Source organism: Oceanicella sp. SM1341 (genome assembly GCF_003448965.1).
GTDB lineage: Bacteria > Pseudomonadota > Alphaproteobacteria > Rhodobacterales > Rhodobacteraceae > Paroceanicella.
In genome coordinates, this window is the sequence record NZ_QRGC01000045.1 from 1 (window position 1) to 15759 (window position 15759).

The 15759-nt window shown below is 70.6% G+C and carries 12 protein-coding genes; 5 read left to right on the forward strand and 7 right to left on the reverse strand.

Translation table 11 applies throughout. The features are described 5' to 3' along the window. The first annotated feature begins 394 nt into the window (after window positions 1-394). The 3 genes from D3P35_RS24285 to D3P35_RS24295 all read left to right on the forward strand — a co-directional run bounded on the left by D3P35_RS24285 (window position 395) and on the right by D3P35_RS24295 (window position 3268). Window positions 395-1177: a 3-hydroxybutyrate dehydrogenase gene (locus tag D3P35_RS24285; protein ID WP_118138524.1), complete on the forward strand. Its 783-nt coding sequence runs from the start codon at window positions 395-397 to the stop codon at window positions 1175-1177. Window positions 1178-1193: 16 nt separating this feature from the next. Then, the gene (locus tag D3P35_RS24290) at window positions 1194-2243 is read left to right on the forward strand and encodes a patatin-like phospholipase family protein (protein ID WP_232830621.1); all 1050 of its coding nucleotides are present in this window, start codon (window positions 1194-1196) and stop codon (window positions 2241-2243) included. An 83-nt stretch (window positions 2244-2326) separates the two neighbouring features. Next, window positions 2327-3268: an aminotransferase class IV gene (locus D3P35_RS24295; protein ID WP_118138525.1), complete on the forward strand. Its 942-nt coding sequence runs from the start codon at window positions 2327-2329 to the stop codon at window positions 3266-3268. A 126-nt stretch (window positions 3269-3394) separates the two neighbouring features. Here D3P35_RS24295 and hpaH read toward each other — a convergent pair whose 3' ends face one another. The 3 genes from hpaH to hpaE form a co-directional block, all read right to left on the reverse strand. Next, window positions 3395-4207 carry a 2-oxo-hept-4-ene-1,7-dioate hydratase gene (gene hpaH, locus D3P35_RS24300; protein WP_118138526.1) on the reverse strand — a complete coding sequence of 271 codons (813 nt, stop codon included), beginning with the start codon at window positions 4205-4207 and terminating at the stop codon, window positions 3395-3397. 130 nt (window positions 4208-4337) lie between these two features. After that, window positions 4338-5318 carry a 3,4-dihydroxyphenylacetate 2,3-dioxygenase gene (hpaD, locus tag D3P35_RS24305; RefSeq protein ID WP_118138527.1) on the reverse strand — a complete coding sequence of 327 codons (981 nt, stop codon included), beginning with the start codon at window positions 5316-5318 and terminating at the stop codon, window positions 4338-4340. 37 nt (window positions 5319-5355) lie between these two features. After that, window positions 5356-6867, reverse strand: a complete 1512-nt coding sequence (hpaE, locus tag D3P35_RS24310) for a 5-carboxymethyl-2-hydroxymuconate semialdehyde dehydrogenase (protein WP_118138528.1) — start codon at window positions 6865-6867, stop codon at window positions 5356-5358. Window positions 6868-7050: 183 nt separating this feature from the next. On the opposite strand from hpaE, the gene D3P35_RS24315 reads away from it, so the two are divergent. Then, complete coding sequence (locus D3P35_RS24315) at window positions 7051-7917, forward strand: fumarylacetoacetate hydrolase family protein (RefSeq protein ID WP_118138529.1); 867 nt, start codon at window positions 7051-7053, stop codon at window positions 7915-7917. A 186-nt stretch (window positions 7918-8103) separates the two neighbouring features. Here D3P35_RS24315 and D3P35_RS24320 read toward each other — a convergent pair whose 3' ends face one another. From D3P35_RS24320 to D3P35_RS24335, 4 genes are all read right to left on the reverse strand, one after another. Beyond that, the gene (locus D3P35_RS24320) at window positions 8104-8799 is read right to left on the reverse strand and encodes an orotate phosphoribosyltransferase (RefSeq protein ID WP_118138530.1); all 696 of its coding nucleotides are present in this window, start codon (window positions 8797-8799) and stop codon (window positions 8104-8106) included. Between the two features lie 68 nt (window positions 8800-8867). After that, entirely contained in the window at window positions 8868-10481 is a 1614-nt protein-coding gene (locus D3P35_RS24325) for a thiamine pyrophosphate-dependent enzyme (RefSeq protein WP_118138531.1), read from the reverse strand. Between the two features lie 48 nt (window positions 10482-10529). Next, window positions 10530-11660: an iron-containing alcohol dehydrogenase gene (locus D3P35_RS24330; RefSeq protein WP_118138532.1), complete on the reverse strand. Its 1131-nt coding sequence runs from the start codon at window positions 11658-11660 to the stop codon at window positions 10530-10532. A gap of 293 nt (window positions 11661-11953) precedes the next feature. Further along, a complete protein-coding gene (locus D3P35_RS24335; protein ID WP_118138533.1) occupies window positions 11954-14752 on the reverse strand; it encodes an EAL domain-containing protein in 2799 nt (932 codons plus the stop codon). A 154-nt stretch (window positions 14753-14906) separates the two neighbouring features. Between D3P35_RS24335 and D3P35_RS24340 the strand changes: the two genes are divergently transcribed. Next, window positions 14907-15758, forward strand: coding sequence for a helix-turn-helix transcriptional regulator (locus D3P35_RS24340; RefSeq protein WP_118138534.1), 852 nt, complete (start codon window positions 14907-14909; stop codon window positions 15756-15758). Window position 15759 lies beyond the last annotated feature (1 nt).

Below are 15759 nucleotides of genomic sequence, written 5' to 3' on the forward strand. Positions count from 1 at the left end.
CGATATGCGAAGTTCCTCTCGTCGAAACGAGCCGAACACCCCGCATATCCCTTCTTCTTCCAATCATTTCAAAGAGCTGCGAACCGTCCCAGATCCGCTCCCGTTCCCGCCGGCGTCGCCGCCTCGTCTCCGGTGAGGGCGGCTTATAGGCAGAATCAAAAACACCCGCAACAGGGAAATGACAGGGGACAGAGATTCTTTTTCCCGCCGGTCGCGTGGCCGGCGGGTCAAGCCTTTTCGCCTCACGAACGTGATAGGAATGCGCGGGAATTCAACCCGGGGGGCTGTTTTTTTGCGCCGCGGCATTCCTAGATGCTACTGTGTGCCGGGCACCCGCTGCGGCACGGACTGTCGCTCACGGACAGCCCATCACAGAACGCAAGGAAGACGTCTCATGATCAAGGGCAAGACCGCAGTCGTCACCGGTTCCTCCAGCGGAATCGGCAAGGCCATCGCGAGCCGCTTCGCCGCGGAAGGCGCCAATGTCGTGCTCAACGGCATCGAGAAACCCGAGGACGTGGAAGAGCTGCGCGCCGGGCTCGAGAAGGAGCACGGGATTCGCGCCATCTACTCGGCCGCGAACCTGATGACGCCGGAGGGCTGCAAGGAGCTGATCGACGCCGGGCTCAAGGAATTCGGCTCCGTCGACATCCTGGTGAACAACGCCGGCATCCAGTTCGTCTCCCCGGTCGAGGATTTCCCCGACGAGAAATGGCAGGCGATCATCAACCTCAACCTCTCCTCGGCCTTCTACACCTCCAAGGCCGCCATCCCGGGGATGAAGGAGAAGGGCTGGGGCCGGATGATCAACATCGCCTCGGCGCACGGGCTGGTGGCCTCGCCCTTCAAGTCCGCCTATGTCGCGGCCAAGCATGGTATCGTCGGCTTCACCAAGACCGTGGCGCTGGAGCTGGCCACCGCCGGGGTGACCGCGAACGCCATCTGCCCGGGCTATGTCTGGACCCCGCTGGTGGAGAAGCAGATCCCCGACACCGCCAAGGCCCGCGGCATGACCGAGGAACAGGTGAAGCGCGACGTCATCCTCGACGCCCAGCCCACCAAGGAATTCGTGACTGTCGAGGAAATCGCCGACCTGGCCTGCTTCCTGTGCTCGGACGGCGCGCGCAACATCACCGGTGCCCACCTCTCGATCGATGGTGGCTGGACCGCGGAGTAACACGAAGGAGCCCTTCATGCACGGCATGGCCACCAAGCCCGTCTGCCTCGCCCTCCAGGGCGGGGGCTCCCACGGGGCCTTCACCTGGGGAGTGCTCGACAAGCTGCTGGAGGACGGGCGGATCGCGGTATCCGCCATCTCCGGCACCTCGGCGGGGGCGATGAACGCGGTGGTCATGGCCGAGGGGCTGTTCGAGGGCGGCCGCGAGGGCGCCCGCGAATTCCTGCATCGCTTCTGGAAGAAGACCGCCGAGGCCGCCCGGCTCTCGCCCATCCAGCGCTCGCCGCTGAACGTGCTGATGGGCGACTGGTCGCTGAACAATTCCTTCGGCTACCACGTGATGGACGCGATGAGCCGGGTGATCTCGCCCTACCAGTCCAACCCGCTGAACCTGAACCCGCTGTCAGACCTGCTCGCCGAAGTGGTGGATTTCGAGCGGGTGCGCCGCTGCCACGACGTGCAGCTCTTCATCTCCGCCACCAATGTCGAGACCGGGCGGGTGAAGGTGTTTCGCCGCGAGGAACTGACGCTGGAGATGGTGCTGGCCTCCGCCTGCCTGCCCTATCTCTACCAGGCGGTGGAGATCGACGGCGTGCCCTACTGGGACGGCGGCTACATGGGCAACCCCTCGATGTTCCCCTTCTACGAGGTGAAGGACACGCGGGACATCGTGCTCATCCAGATCAACCCGATGCTGCGCGCGGGCACGCCCACCACCGCGCACGAGATCACCGACCGGATCAACGAGATCACCTTCAACGCCTCGCTGCAGAAGGACCTGCGCGCGATAGAGTTCGTGCGCCGGCTGATCGACGCCGGGCGGCTGGACCCGGCGGAGTACCGCTATCTCGACGTGCACGTGATCGAGAACCAGGAGGTGCTGAACCCGCTCGGCGCCTCCTCGAAGCTCAACGCGGAATGGGCCTTCCTCACCTGGCTGCGCGACATCGGCCGGATGACGGCCGAGGCCTGGCTCGACCAGCATTTCGACGACCTGGGCCGTTGCTCCACCGTCGACATCCGCGGCATGTTCCAGGGCGGCCACCGGGTGAAGCAGCCCGACTGAGCGCGGCCGCGCCGCGGGCCCGGCCTCCGCCCCGGGGCGCGGGCGGCGGGCGCCTTTTCCCCCCGCGCCCCGCAGGACAGGACATGACAGACGAACGCACCACCCATGACGCCGAGGACGACCCGCGCAACGCCGATATCCTGATCTGGGTGAACGGCACCCTGAAGAAGCGCGCCGAGGCGATGGTCTCGGTCTATGATTCCGGCTTCATGCTGGGGGATGGCATCTGGGAAGGGCTGAGGCTGCACAACGGCCGCTGGGCCTTTCTCGACGACCATCTCGACCGGCTGTTCGAGGCGGCGAAGGCGATCGACCTCGACATCGGGCTCGACCGGGCCGGCATCGCCGCGGCGCTGGAGGAAACCCGGGTGGCCAACGCCATGCAGGACCATGTCCATGCGCGGCTGATGGTGACGCGGGGCGTGAAGGTGCGGCCCTTCCAGCACCCCTCGCTGTCGCGCTCGGGGCCCACGATGGTGATCATCATGGAGCATTCGCGCCCCGACCCCGCGCTGATGGAGCGCGGCATCCGCCTTGCCACCGTGCCGCAGGTGCGCGGGCTGCCGATGAGCCAGGACCCGAAGCTGAACTCGCATTCCAAGCTCAACTGCATCCTCGCCTGCATCCAGGCCGAGAAGGCCGGCGCCGACGAGGGGCTGATGCTCGACCCGCATGGGTTCGTGAACACCACGAACGCCTGCAACTTCTTCATCGTGCGCGGCGGCGAGGTGTGGACCTCCACCGGCGACTACTGCATGAACGGCATCACCCGCCGCCGGGTGATCGAGCTGTGCCGCGCCAATGACATCCCGGTGTTCGAGCGCAATTTCTCGCTGGTCGACACCTACGGCGCCGAGGAGGCCTTCCTCACCGGCACCTTCGGCGCCCAGACCCCGGTGGCCGAGATCGACGGGCGGCGCATCGGCGAGGCAGGCACCAACGGCGCCGGCCCGATCACCCGCCGCATCCGCAGCCTCTACGAGGCCCTCGTGGAGCGCGACACCCGCACGCCCTCGGCCATGTGAGGCGCCCGCGCCGGGGCGGTGCAATCCCACCCCGGCAGGTCCGGTCTGACGGCGCGCTGCTCCCGAGCCGGTGTCCGGCCCGCGACCGGCAGGGGCCGCAGGGGCGTCCCCTGCCCCGGGCGGATTTCAGGCGAAATGCAGGCTGATGCTGCCCCAGGGGCCGTAATCGGCGGTGATCGTGTCGCCGTGGCGGGCCTCGACGGGGCGCACGAAGGAGCCGGCGAGCACGATCTCGCCGGCGCCGAGCCCCTCGCCGTAGTCCCCGAGCCGGTTCGCCAGCCAGGCGATGCCGCGCGCGGGGTGGCTGAGCACGCCGGCGCCGAGGCCGGTTTCCTCCACCTCCGCGTTGCGCGACAGGATGGCGCCCATCCAGCGCAGGTCGGTGGCATCGGGCGCGATGCGGCGGCCGGCGGTGACGATGCCGGCGTTCGCCGCGTTGTCGGCGATGGTGTCGAGGATGGTGCGCGGACGCTTCGTCTCCGGGTCGGCGCGGAAGATGCGGGTGTCGAGGATCTCCAGCGCCGGGGTGACGTATTCGGTGGCGGCGAGCACGTCGAAGACCGTGACACCGGGGCCGCGCAGGGGGGCGTTCAGCACGAAGGCGATCTCGGCCTCGATGCGCGGCTGGATGAAACGGTCGGCCGGCACCACCTGGCCGTCCTCGAACCACATGTCGTCGAGCAGCACGCCGCTGTCGGGGATGTCGATGCCGAGCGCGGCCTGCATGGCCTTGGAGGTGAGGCCGATCTTCCAGCCGATCACCCGCCGGCCGGCGGCCTTCTTGCGCGCGACCCAGGCCGATTGCACGGCGTAGGCGTCGTCCATGGTCATGCCGGGGTGCTGCAGCGAGAGCAGGCTGGTCTGGCGGCGGGTGGTCTCGGCGGTGTCGAGCGCTGCCACGGCGGCGTCGATCTCGGCGGTGGTGAGGGTGCAGGTCATCGCGGGGTCCTTGCCGATGCGCGGGGAACGCCCGCCTCGCCGAGGGGGCGCTGCCCCCGCAGCTCGGCGGGCGTGGTCGCGGCCCGGGCGGGCCGCTTGGCCCGGCGCGGGCGGTGGTGGGTGCGGGGGGTCATGGTGCTACGATGGGAGTTGCGTCGAGCTCGGCGGCGCGGGGGGTGACGCCGGTGAAGAGCGAGCCCTCCTCGAACCAGGAGCGCGGCGCCGGCGCGCCCCAGAGGGTCTGGCGCTGGGGGTCCTTCAGGTCCCAGCGGATCGGCTCGAGGTCGGGGTCGACTGTCTGGTAGTCGGAGCAGTAGATCTCCACGCGGTTGCCGTCGGGGTCGCGGATGTAGAGGAAGAAGGCGTTGGAGATGCCGTGCCGGCCCGGGCCGCGCTCGATGTTGGAGACGTAGCCGGTGGTGGCCATCAGGTCGAGCAGGTCTATGATGTTGAGCGGCGTCGGCACCCAGAAGGCCACGTGGTGCAGGCGCGGGCCGCGGCCGTTGGTGAAGGCCATGTCGTGCACCCCGCCCTTGCGATGCATCCAGGCGGCCCAGAGATGGCCCGAGGCCTCGTCCTCGGTGTATTCGGTGACACGGAAGCCGAAGGCGGCGTAGAAGGCCACGCTCTCGTCGACGTTGGGCGAGAAGCAGTTGAAATGGTCGATCCGCAGCGGCTTCACCCCGCGGTAGAGCGCGTATTTCTGGTGGATGGGCGGCAGCCGGTCCATGCGGTGGTAGAACTCGAGCGGGATGCCGTGGCAATCCTCGGTGCGCAGGGTGCGGCCCTGGAAGGCGCGCTCGACCCAGGTGACCGGCTTGCCCCGCGCGGTGAACCAGGCGGCGCAGCGGTCGAGGTCGTCCTCGTCGAAGAGCTTGAAGGAGAGGGCCTCGGTGGCGGCCTGCGCCGCGCGGCGCAGCACGATGCAATGGTGGCCGCGCTCCTCCATCGCGCGCAGCCAGATGGTGTCGGCTGTCTCGTCGGTCACCTGCAGGCCCAGCGTGTCGACGTAGAAGGCGCGCGAGGCGGCGAGGTCGGTCACGTCGAAGGTGACATGGCTGAGCCGGATGATGTTGAACGGCGGGTAGAGCTCGGGCTTGGGCAGGGGCATTTCCTCGATGTCTCCTTTTTCTTGTGTCCGGCGCGGCTCAGAGCCCGATCCGCGGGATGCGGTGCTCGCCCGTGGCGAAGGCGATCATCTTGGTTTCCATGTAGAAATCGAACGACCAGTCGCCGCCGTCACGCCCGATGCCGCTGGCCTTCATGCCGCCGAAGGGGGTGGGCAGGTGGCGCACGTTCTCCGAGTTCACCCAGATCATCCCGGCCTCCAGCGCCTCGGTGAAGCGGAAGGCGCGGGTGACGTCGGAGGTCCAGACATAGCCGGTGAGGCCGTAGTCGACCGCGTTGGCGATCTCGAGCGCCTCCGCCTCGGTGGAAAAGGGGATTGCGGTGAGGACGGGGCCGAAGATCTCCTCCGAGGCGATGCGCATGTCCTGGCGCGCGCCGGTGAACAGCGTGGGCTCGACGAAACAGCCCGGGCCGTCGAGCGCGCGGCCGCCGGCGGCGATGGTGGCGCCATCGGCGCGGGCCACGTCGAAGTAGCTCTTCACCTTGTCGAAATGGACGGGGTGTATCAGGGGGCCCACCTCGGTCGCGGGGTCGAGCGGGTGGCCGACGCGGATCCGCTTCACCCGCTCGGCGAGGCGGGCGACGAAATCGTCGTGGATCGTGTTCTGGATCAGCACGCGGCTGGAGGAGGTGCAGCGCTCGCCGTTGAGCGAGTAGATCATGAACAGCACGGCGTCGAGCGCGCGGTCGAGATCGGCGTCGTCGAAGACGATCACCGGGTTCTTGCCGCCGAGCTCGAGATGGGTGCGCTTGAGCGTGGGGCCGCCCTGCGAGAGGATCTGCCCGCCGGTGCGGCTCTCGCCGATGAAGGCGATGGCGCGGATGTCGGGGTGCTCGGTGAGGGCGACGCCGGCCTCGTGGCCGAGCCCGTTCACGGTGTTCCAGACGCCCGGCGGCAGGCCGGCTTCCTCGGCGATCTCCACCAGCAGCCGCGCGGTGAGCGGCGAGAATTCCGCCGGCTTGTGCACCACGGTGCAGCCCGCGGCCAGCGCCGGGGCGATCTTCCAGGTGGAGAGCATGAAGGGCGTGTTCCACGGCGTGATGATGCCCACGGGCCCGATGGGGGTACGCGCGGTCATGTTCATCAGCGTGGGTGAGGGCAGGGCCTGGCCGTCGCGCGCCGCAGGGGCGCGGTCGGCGTAGAAGCGGAAGTTCTCCGCCCCGCGCAGCGCCGCCTTCGACATGTAGCGCAGCGCCTGGCCGGTGTCCCAGCACTCGCAGAAGGCGATCTCCTCGGCCCGGGCCTCGATGGCGTCGGCGATGCGGTGGAGGAGCGCCTTGCGCTCCCGCCCCGGCATGTCGCGCCAGGCCGGGAAGGCGGATTTCGCCGCTTTCGCCGCGGCGTCGATATCCTCCGCCCCGCCGCGCGCCACCCCGGCGATCAGGCTGCCGTCGACCGGCGAATGCGTGTCGAAGCGCGCGCCGGAGGCGGCCTCGCAGGCCCGGCCGTTGATGTGATTCTGCACCCCGCTCTCGCGGAAGCGCGCAAGATAGCCCTCCAGCCGTGCCAGATTGCCCGCAAGCTCGCTCATATCCGTCCTTTCCGAAGCATTCCGGGCCGCGCGGCGGCCCCTGCCCCTCCCTCGCCCGACAGAGCTCGCGCCGGGCCGCGGGTTTTGCTCTTGATCCCGCTTTCCTTAACACGTTAAGTGTAAAGCCGGACGCAAGACAAGGAAAATCTGCCGGGCCGCGGCGGGCAGGAAGGGGAGAACGCGATGCGACTGCTGAGCTTCGGGCTGAACGGGGTGCTGCATGCCGGCGCTTGGGTGCCGGAGGGCATCATCGACCTGTCGGTGCGGATGGAGGGCGCCTCGGTGCGCGAGATCCTGGAGAGCGGCCGGCTGGCCGAGGCGGAGGCGCTGGCCGCGCGCGTGCCGGCCGACCACGCGCATGACGCGGTGGAACACGCGCTGCCCATCCCCGACCCGGAGAAGATCTACTGCGTGGGCGTGAACTACATGAACCGCAACGAGGAGTACAAGGACGGCTCAGACGCGCCGAAATACCCCTCCCTCTTCGTGCGAAATCCACTGTCCTTCTCGCCGCACGGCCAGGCGGTTCTTGTGCCGCCCGAGTCGGAGCAGCTCGATTACGAGGGCGAGATCGTTCTGGTGATCGGCACGGCCGGGCGCCGCATTCCGCAATCGGCGGCGATGGACCATGTCGCCGGCTTCACGGTGATGAACGAGGGCACCATCCGCGACTGGGTGCGCCACGGCAAGTTCAACGTGACCCCGGGCAAGAACTGGGACCGCTCGGGCGGTCTCGGCCCCTGGATCGAGACCGCGCCCGAGGGCGTCGACATTCACGACATGCGGGTGGAGACCCGGGTGAACGGCGAGCTGCGCCAGTCCGACACCACCGCCTCGATGGCCTTCCCCTTCGAGCGCATCATCGAATACGTGTCGAGCTTCGCCACCCTGCTGCCGGGCGACCTGATCGCGACGGGCACGCCCACCGGCGCCGGAGCGCGCTTCGACCCGCCGAAATGGCTGGTGGAGGGCGACGTGGTGGAGGTGACGGTGGAGGGCGTGGGCAGCCTGCGCAACCCGGTGGAGAAGGAGCGCCCGCGCGGGGCCTGAGCCGCCGCGCCCCGGGCCTGACCCGGGGCCTCGCGGAGCCGACCGTGGCAGCGGTGCGGAGGGCCGGGTTGTCGGATCAGCCCGGGTCGGGCGGCTCGATGGACGCCTGACGGCCCCTGACCGATCCGCAGCGCCCGGTGGCGGCCGGGAGGCGCCGGGTCGGGCCCGGCGCGCCGGGGCGCGGGGTTACTTCGGCAGCTCGTACACGCCGCCATTGGCCTTCGACCACTCCAGCGGCGCGTGCAGGAAGGCTTCCACCTGGTCGATGGTCCGGGCGTCGAAGGTGCCGTCCTTCTTGCACACCGCCAGCACGTCCCACCAGGTGGCGAGGTTGTGCAGGGTGAGGCCGTTGGCGGCAAGGGTCGGCCGGGTGTCCTTGAAGATGTCGTAGTAGAACACCACCAGCGTGTGGGCGCATTCGGCGCCGGCGGTGCGGATCGCCTCGGCGAAGCGCAGCTTCGAGCCGCCGTCGGTGGTGAGGTCTTCCACGAGGAGCACCCGCTGGCCCTCGCGGATATCCCCCTCGATCTGGGCATCGCGGCCGAAGCCCTTGGGCTTCTTGCGCACGTATTGCATCGGCAGGCCCATGCGGTCGGCGATCCAGGCGGCGAAGGGAATGCCCGCGGTCTCGCCGCCGGCGATGGCGTCGAAACGCTCCACGCCCGCGCCGCGCATCAGCGTGGCCACCGCGAAATCCATCAGCGCCGAGCGCACCCGCGGGTAGGAGATGATCTTGCGGCAGTCGGTGTAGACCGGGCTCTTGAGGCCGGAGGTGAAGGTGTAGGGCTCGTCGGCGCGGAAATGCACCGCGCCGATCTCGAGGAGCATGCGCGCCGTCAGCTCGGCCATCTCGGCCCGGTCGGGGAAGGTGTTGGCAAACATCGGCGGCTCTCCTCTCGCGGCTCTCAGCCCCGCGACATAGACGAAACCGCCCCGCCTGCCAAGCGGCCTCAGCCCGGGCGCCTCGGCATCACGAAGGGCCAGGGCGAGGCCTCCTGCCCGCGCGCGAGCGGCACCACGATGAGCCCCGGCGCGCCGGAGGCCAGCATGGCGGAGAGCACCGGGCCCAGCGCCTCGGGCCGCTCCACCCGCTCCGCCGCCATGCCGAAACTCTGCGCCAGCGCCACGAAATCGGGGTTCTGCAGCTCGGCGCCCAGCAGGCGGCCGCCGTAGCGCTCCACCTGGTCGCGGCGCACGTTGCCGTAGGAGGCGTTGTCGAAGACGATGGTCACCACGCCGATGCCGTGCTGCACGGCGGTCGCCATCTCCTGCACGCCGAACATGAAGCCGCCATCGCCCGACACCTGCACCACCGCGCGGTCGGGGTGCGCCACCTTCACGCCGAGGGCGGTCATGAAGCCGAAGCCGAGGTTTTCCTGGTAGGCGCTCGAGATGTAGCCGCGCGGGGTGTAGACCGGCAGGCCGAAGCGGGCGGTGAAGCCCATCTGGCTGATCTCGTCGACATAGATGCCGTCGCGCGGCAGCACGGCGCGGATGGCGTCGAGCCAGGCCATCTGCGGCTGCACGGTCTCGATGGCGGCCCGCGCCCGGGCGCGGAAGCCGGCGAGATCGGCCCCGCGCGCGGCCTGCGGCACCAGCGGCATCAGGGCGGCGGCCCCTGCGGCGGCATCGGCGTAAAGGCCTGCGTCGGCGGGCAGGCGCACGAACTCGGTGGGGTCGGTGTCGATGCGGATGGTCTTCAGCCCCTCGGGCTGCCAGCTCCAGCGCATGAACTGCAGCTCCAGCCGGCTGCCGATGCCGATCAGCAGGTCGCACTCCTGCCAGTACTCCCAGGCGGCGACGGCATCGAGGAAATGCGGGTCGTCCTCCGCCACCGCGCCCTTGCCGGAGCGATGCGCGGTGATCGGCGCGTCGAGCCTGCGGGCGAGGGCGAGCACCTCGGGCCCGGCATCCTGCGCGCCGCCGCCCACCATGATGAGCGGGCGCTTCGCCTGCGCGGCAAGCGCCGCGGCCTGCTCCAGCGTCGCGGGGTCGGGCGCGGGAAGGGCGGGCGGGGCCGCGGGGGCCGGCATGTCGAAGGCGGCGGACTGGCCGAACACGTCCCAGGGTGCCTCCAGCGCCACCGGGCCGGGGCGGGGGGCGAGCAGGGCGCGGAAGGCGTCCTCCACCCTCGCCGGCACCTGGGCCGGGTGGTCGATGCGCCAGGCCCCGCGGGTGAAGCTGCGCAGGGTGGCGAGCTGGTCGGGCAGCTCGTGGAGCTGGCCGCGGCCCTGCCCGATCAGGTCAGCGAAGATGTTGCCGGTGATGCAGAGCACCGGCGCGTTGCCGGCATAGGCGGTGCACAGCGCCGCCCCCGCGTTCAGCACCCCCGGCCCCGGCACCACTGTGAAGGCCGCCGGCCGGCCGGTGGATTTCGCATAGCCGTAGGCCATGTAGCCCGCGCCCTGCTCATGCCGGGTGTGGATGAAGCGGATGCGGTTCGAGGCCCGCGCCAGCGCGTCATTGAACTCGTACATATGCGCGCCGGGGATGCCGAAGATCGTGTCGATCCCGCGGTCGATCAGCGCCCGGACGAGGGCCTCGCCGGTGGTGTATGTCTGCATGCCGTCCTCCCGTTCGGCGGCATGCTTAACATGTTAAGGTTGCCCGGGTCAAAGCGCCTTTTCGTAGACGTCGAGCGCGGCCTCGGGGGTCATCTCGCGGGGGTTGTTCACCAGAAGGCGGGTCTGGGTCATCGCGTTCTCCACCATCATCGGCAGGTGGTTGTGGCTGATGCCGACCTCGCGCAGGGTGGTGGGCATGCCCAGCTCCTCGCGCAGCGCCACGAAGGCGCCCGGCAGGTCGGCGCCGCGCTTGCCGGGGAAGATGATCGGGGCGATCTCGTCGTAGAGCGTCTCGGCCACCGGCATGTTGTAGTCGAGCACGAAGGGCAGCACGAGGGCGTTGGACAGCCCGTGCGGCACGTGGAAGAAGCCGCCCAGCGGGTAGGCGAGCGCGTGCACCGCCGCACAGGGCGCGTTGGCGAAGGCCATGCCGGCAAGCATCGAGCCCAGCAGCATGTTCGAGCGCGCCTCCACGTTGCCCGGCTCGAAACAGGCGGTGCGGATGTTGCCGGCAAGCAGGCGCAGCGCCTCGCGGGCCAGGCAGTCCGACACCGGGTTCTTCTTGAGCTTCGTGGTGTAGGCCTCGATGGCATGCACCATGGCGTCGATGCCGGTGGCGGCGGTCACGGCGCGGGGCAGGCCCATGGTGAGCTCGGCGTCGAGCACCGCCCAGTCCGGCAGCAGCTGGGGCGAGACCACGCCCTTCTTGTCGTTCTCGCCGATGGTGATGATCGAGATCGGCGTCACCTCCGAGCCGGTGCCGGCGGTGGTGGGCGCGAGGATGAGCGGCAGGCGCTCGCCGGTGACGAGCCCGACGCCGTACATCTGAGACAGCGGCTGCTCCGCGCGGGTGAGCACCGCGACGAGCTTGGCCGTGTCCATCGACGAGCCGCCGCCCACCGAGACCACGCCGTCCACGCCCTGGCGCTTCGCTTCCTCCACCGCGGCGAGCAGGATGCTCTCCGGCGGGTCGGGCTGCACCTCGGCGCAGACCCAGACCTCGATGCCCGCGGCCTTCAGCCCGTTGAGCGCCGCCGCGGCGAGGCCGAGCTCGAGCACCGTGCGGTCGGTGATGAAGGCCACCTTGCGGCAGCCGAGCCCGGCGGCGAGCTCGCCGATCCGCGCGCTGCTGCCCGGCTCGCACAGCACCGAGCGCGTGGTCTGGAAGACAAAGGACATCGCATACCCTCCCGATTGCGTGCCCGGCAGGTTCCGGCCTCGGCACGCAAAGATCAATCCCGGTTTTCACCGGCCCGGCCTTTCCCGGGGCGGCGCGCCGCCACCTTCCGGGCCTCCCGGTCCCCGGGGAGGTCCACGGCGGCGGGCGCCGGCGCGCAGCGCCCGGCCAGCCGCCTCGCGGTCGGGCCGGCTTCCCGGGCCCCGGTCCTGCTTTCGCCGCTGCGCGCAGGCAGGCTCCCGCCCTCCCGGCCGGCGCGACCCCGTGCGGGGCCGGCCGTGCCTGCGCGGGTGCCTCATCCGATGCGGCGGAGGGCGCTTTCGCGCTCGGAGAGCCAGGCGCGCGCCGCGTCGGCCGGCATCGGGCGGGCGATCGCGTAGCCCTGCACCACCCGGCAGCCCAGCTCGCGCAGGCGGGCGAGGTCGGCGGGGGTTTCCGCGCCCTCGGCGATCACGGTGATCCCGAGCTCGCGGGCAAGCGCGAGAATGGCCCGGACGATCGCGGTCATCCGCGCGTCGTGGGCCAGCGGGCTCACCAGCGAGCGGTCGAGCTTCACGCTGTGGATGCGCAGGCGAGAGAGATTGGCCAGCGCCGCGTGCCCGGTGCCGAAATCGTCGAGCTCGACGATGAAGCCCGCCTCGTGCAGCCGGGCGATGTTGCGCGCCGCGGGGTCGTCATCCTCGGTGATTAGCGTGGTTTCGAGCACCTCGACCGCGAGATCGGCCGGGACAAGGTCGCGCCGGTCGAGCTCCCATTTGAGGTGGTTCACGAAATTGGGCTGGCGCAGGTGGCTCACCGAGGCGTTCACCGACAGGCGCGGCACCGCGAAGCCCGCGCTCCGCCAGTCCTGCAGCCCGTCCAGCGCCTTCACCAGGATCGAGCGCTCGATCTCCGACATCAGGCCGCCACGCTCGGCGAAATCGAGGAAACTGTCCGGCCCGCGCACGGTTTTCTCGTCCACCCGCCAGCGCGCGAGGCATTCGAAGCCCACGAGGGCGCCTTCCTCCAGGGTCACCTGCGGCTGGAAGAACGGCTCGAAGGCCTGCCGCTCGACCGCAGAGACCAGCTCGGCCCCCACGCGGGTGCGGCTCGCCTGGCGCCGGGCGAGCTCGTCGCAGTAGACCACGGCCTGCTCGCGCTGGCGGCGCGCCTCGCTCAGCGCCAGCGCCGCGTCCTTCACCAGCGCCCCCGGGACGGCGCTGCGCCCGTCCTCCACCAGCCGGACGCCGGCGCTGGCGCGCAGGCGGCAGGCCCCGGCGGAGGTGGGGATCGAGCGCTGCACCACCTCGATGGCGCAGATGCCCTGCGCAAGCGCCAGCTCGCGCTCGCTCGTGGCCTCGGGCAGCACGATGGCCAGCTCGTCGCCGCCGCTGCGCCCCACGAGGCAGAGCGGGCCGAACTCCTCCGCCAGGCGCTCGCCGGCCTGGCGCAGCACGTTGTGCGAGGCGACATGGCCGAAGGTGTCCACCACCTGGCGGAAATCGTCGAGCCCGAGCAGGATGAGGGTGAAGCCTCCGCCGTCATCGGCGCATTCGCTGATGAACTCGGTCACCCGGCGCCAGTTCGGCAGGCCGCTCTGCAGGTCGTGCCGGGCCTGGCGCGCCATCTGGCGGTTGGCCTCGCGCAGCGCGCGTTCGCGCATCTTCTCGCGGGTGATGTCGCGGCTGATGGAGACGATGCAGGTGCCGTCGTCCTCGTCCTCGTGCAGCATGTCGGTGCGCGACAGCCAGAGCGTGCCGCTGCAGGCCTCGGTCTCGTAGCTCACCCGCCTCTCGCCGATCATGGTCGCGGCGCGGGCGCTCCGGGCCTCCTCGCCCGCGTCCGGGATGTCCAGCAACGTGTCGATCTCCTGGCCCCTGGCCTCGTCCATCGAGCGGTTCACCCGGGCGAGGAAGGCGGTGTTGGCCCAGAACACCCCCTGCCCCGGCCGGGACATGCACACGAGATCGGAGGCGTGCATCGCCACGCGGGTGAGGCGCCGGCCGATCATGCGGCTCTGGGCGAGCGAGCGGCTCGCCTCCAGCTCCGCCGTGACGTCGCGCAGGGTCTCGACGAGAAGCTCGATGCGGCCGTGCGCGTCGAACACCGGCCGGCTGCTCACCGCGCACCACAGGTGGCTTCCGTCGCGCCGGCGCAGGCCGAACACCTCCTCCACCGCCTCGCCGCGCATCGAGGCGGCGCTGAAGGCCCCGCGCCGTTCGGCACCGCGGCCGCCGGAGAACATGTGCTCGGGGCGCTTGCCCTGCAGCTCGGCGGAATCGTAGCCGGTAAGACGCTCCACCGCCGCGTTCGCCCACAGGATGCGGCGCTGGGTGTCGAGCATGATCACCCCGTCCCCGGCGAAGCGGACCGCGAGTTCCAGCCGCCGCAGCCGCACCATGCGCCGGAACTGCATCACCCCCAGCCAGCAGATCAGCACCGCGAAGGCCAGCGCCTCGAAATACTGCACGCGCGCCATCTCCGCACGGCTGTAGCCGCCCGGCCCGTAGCCCGCGAAGCTCAGCCCGATGCCGGAGGTGCTGAGGAAATGCAGCAGCATGACGCCGAGCCAGAAGCACAGCCCGGCGCGGATGAGGTCCGCCGCGCGGCCGCGGCGGGCGAAATGTCCCGACAGCGCGCAGCACAGGCAGGCCGACAGATACCCGGTCAGGGAGGTGGCCCAGCCGAATTCCGCCTCCCAGCCCGAGAGCCCGGCAAAGCCCAGGTAATGCGCCGCCCAGATGCCCGTCGCGGAGACCAGGCCGGACAAGGGTGTGCCCCAGCGCGGCGGCAGCATCAGCACGAGCAGCAGCGAGACCGTCATCGCGCAGGTGAGCGAGACGGCCGAGGCGATCACGTATCCGGGCAGGAAGTGCAGCGCCAGTTCCGGCCGGTAGCCGATCACCGCGGTGAAGAGCGCCCCCCAGCTGCCCAGCCCGGCGCAGAGCACCGTGCCCGCGTGCCACAGCCGGTTGGTCCGCGCGCCGGGTTCCTGCTCGATCGTGTGCGCCACGCAGTAGAAGGTGGTGGCGGCGGTGACGCCCAGCGCGATCAGCGCCAGGAGCACCTGTGCCGGGTCATGCACACGGGTGAAGAAGTCTGAAAGCAGGGGCATGTGCTTGTGATCGCTCTCGCTCGCGCACCGGTCGGAATGGCGACCCTAGCCCCTGTCGCCTAACGAACCCTTCACCGCCGCCCGGCCGGGGCGCCCCTTGCGCCCGCGACCGGCACGGCTAAGCTGGCGCCCCGCCCCAGCGAGGAGACAGGACATGCAGGACCCGCCGCGCTATCTCACCACCGCCGAGGTGGCCGGGCTGCTGCGGGTGCGCGAGCGCAAGGTCTACGACATGGCCGCGGCCGGCGAGATCCCCTGCCGCAGGGTGACCGGCAAGCTGCTCTTCCCGCGCGACGAACTGGAACGCTGGCTGGAGGGCGAGGCGCATGGCCCGCTGCCCGAGGTGGTCTCCGGCAGCCATGACCCACTGCTGGAATGGGCGCTGCGCGAATCCGGCTCCGGCCTCGCCACCGCCTTCGACGGCAGTCTCGACGGGCTGGAGCGCATGGCCGCGCACGAGGCCTGCGTGGCCGGCTGCCATGTCTTCGAGCCGGAGACCGGGGAGTGGAACCTCGGCCACGTGGCCGCCCGGCTGGGCCGCGCCCCGGTGGTGGTGATGGAATGGGCCCGGCGCCAGCAGGGGGTGCTGCTCGCCCCCGGGCTCGGCGCCGGGATCCGCACGCCGGCCGATCTCGCCGGCCGCGTGGTGGCCCGGCGCCAGCCCAGTTCCGGCGCCGGCATGCTGCTCGACCACCTGCTGGGCGATACCGCGCCGCGCTTCACCGCCGAGCTGGCCCGCACCGAGACCGAGGCCGCCACCGCCGTGCTCTCCGGCGCGGCCGAGGCGGCGCCCGGGCTCGCCGCCCTTGCCGCGCAGTTCCGGCTCGACTTCCTGCCCACCGCCACCGAGCGTTTCGACCTGGTGGTCGACCGCAGGTCCTGGTTCGAGCCGCCCTTCCAGCGCCTGCTCGCCTTCTGCCGCACCCCCGGTTTCGCCGCCCGGGCCGCGAGCTTCGGCGGCTACGACATCTCGGGCCTCGGCACCATCCGCTTCAACGGGCCGTGAG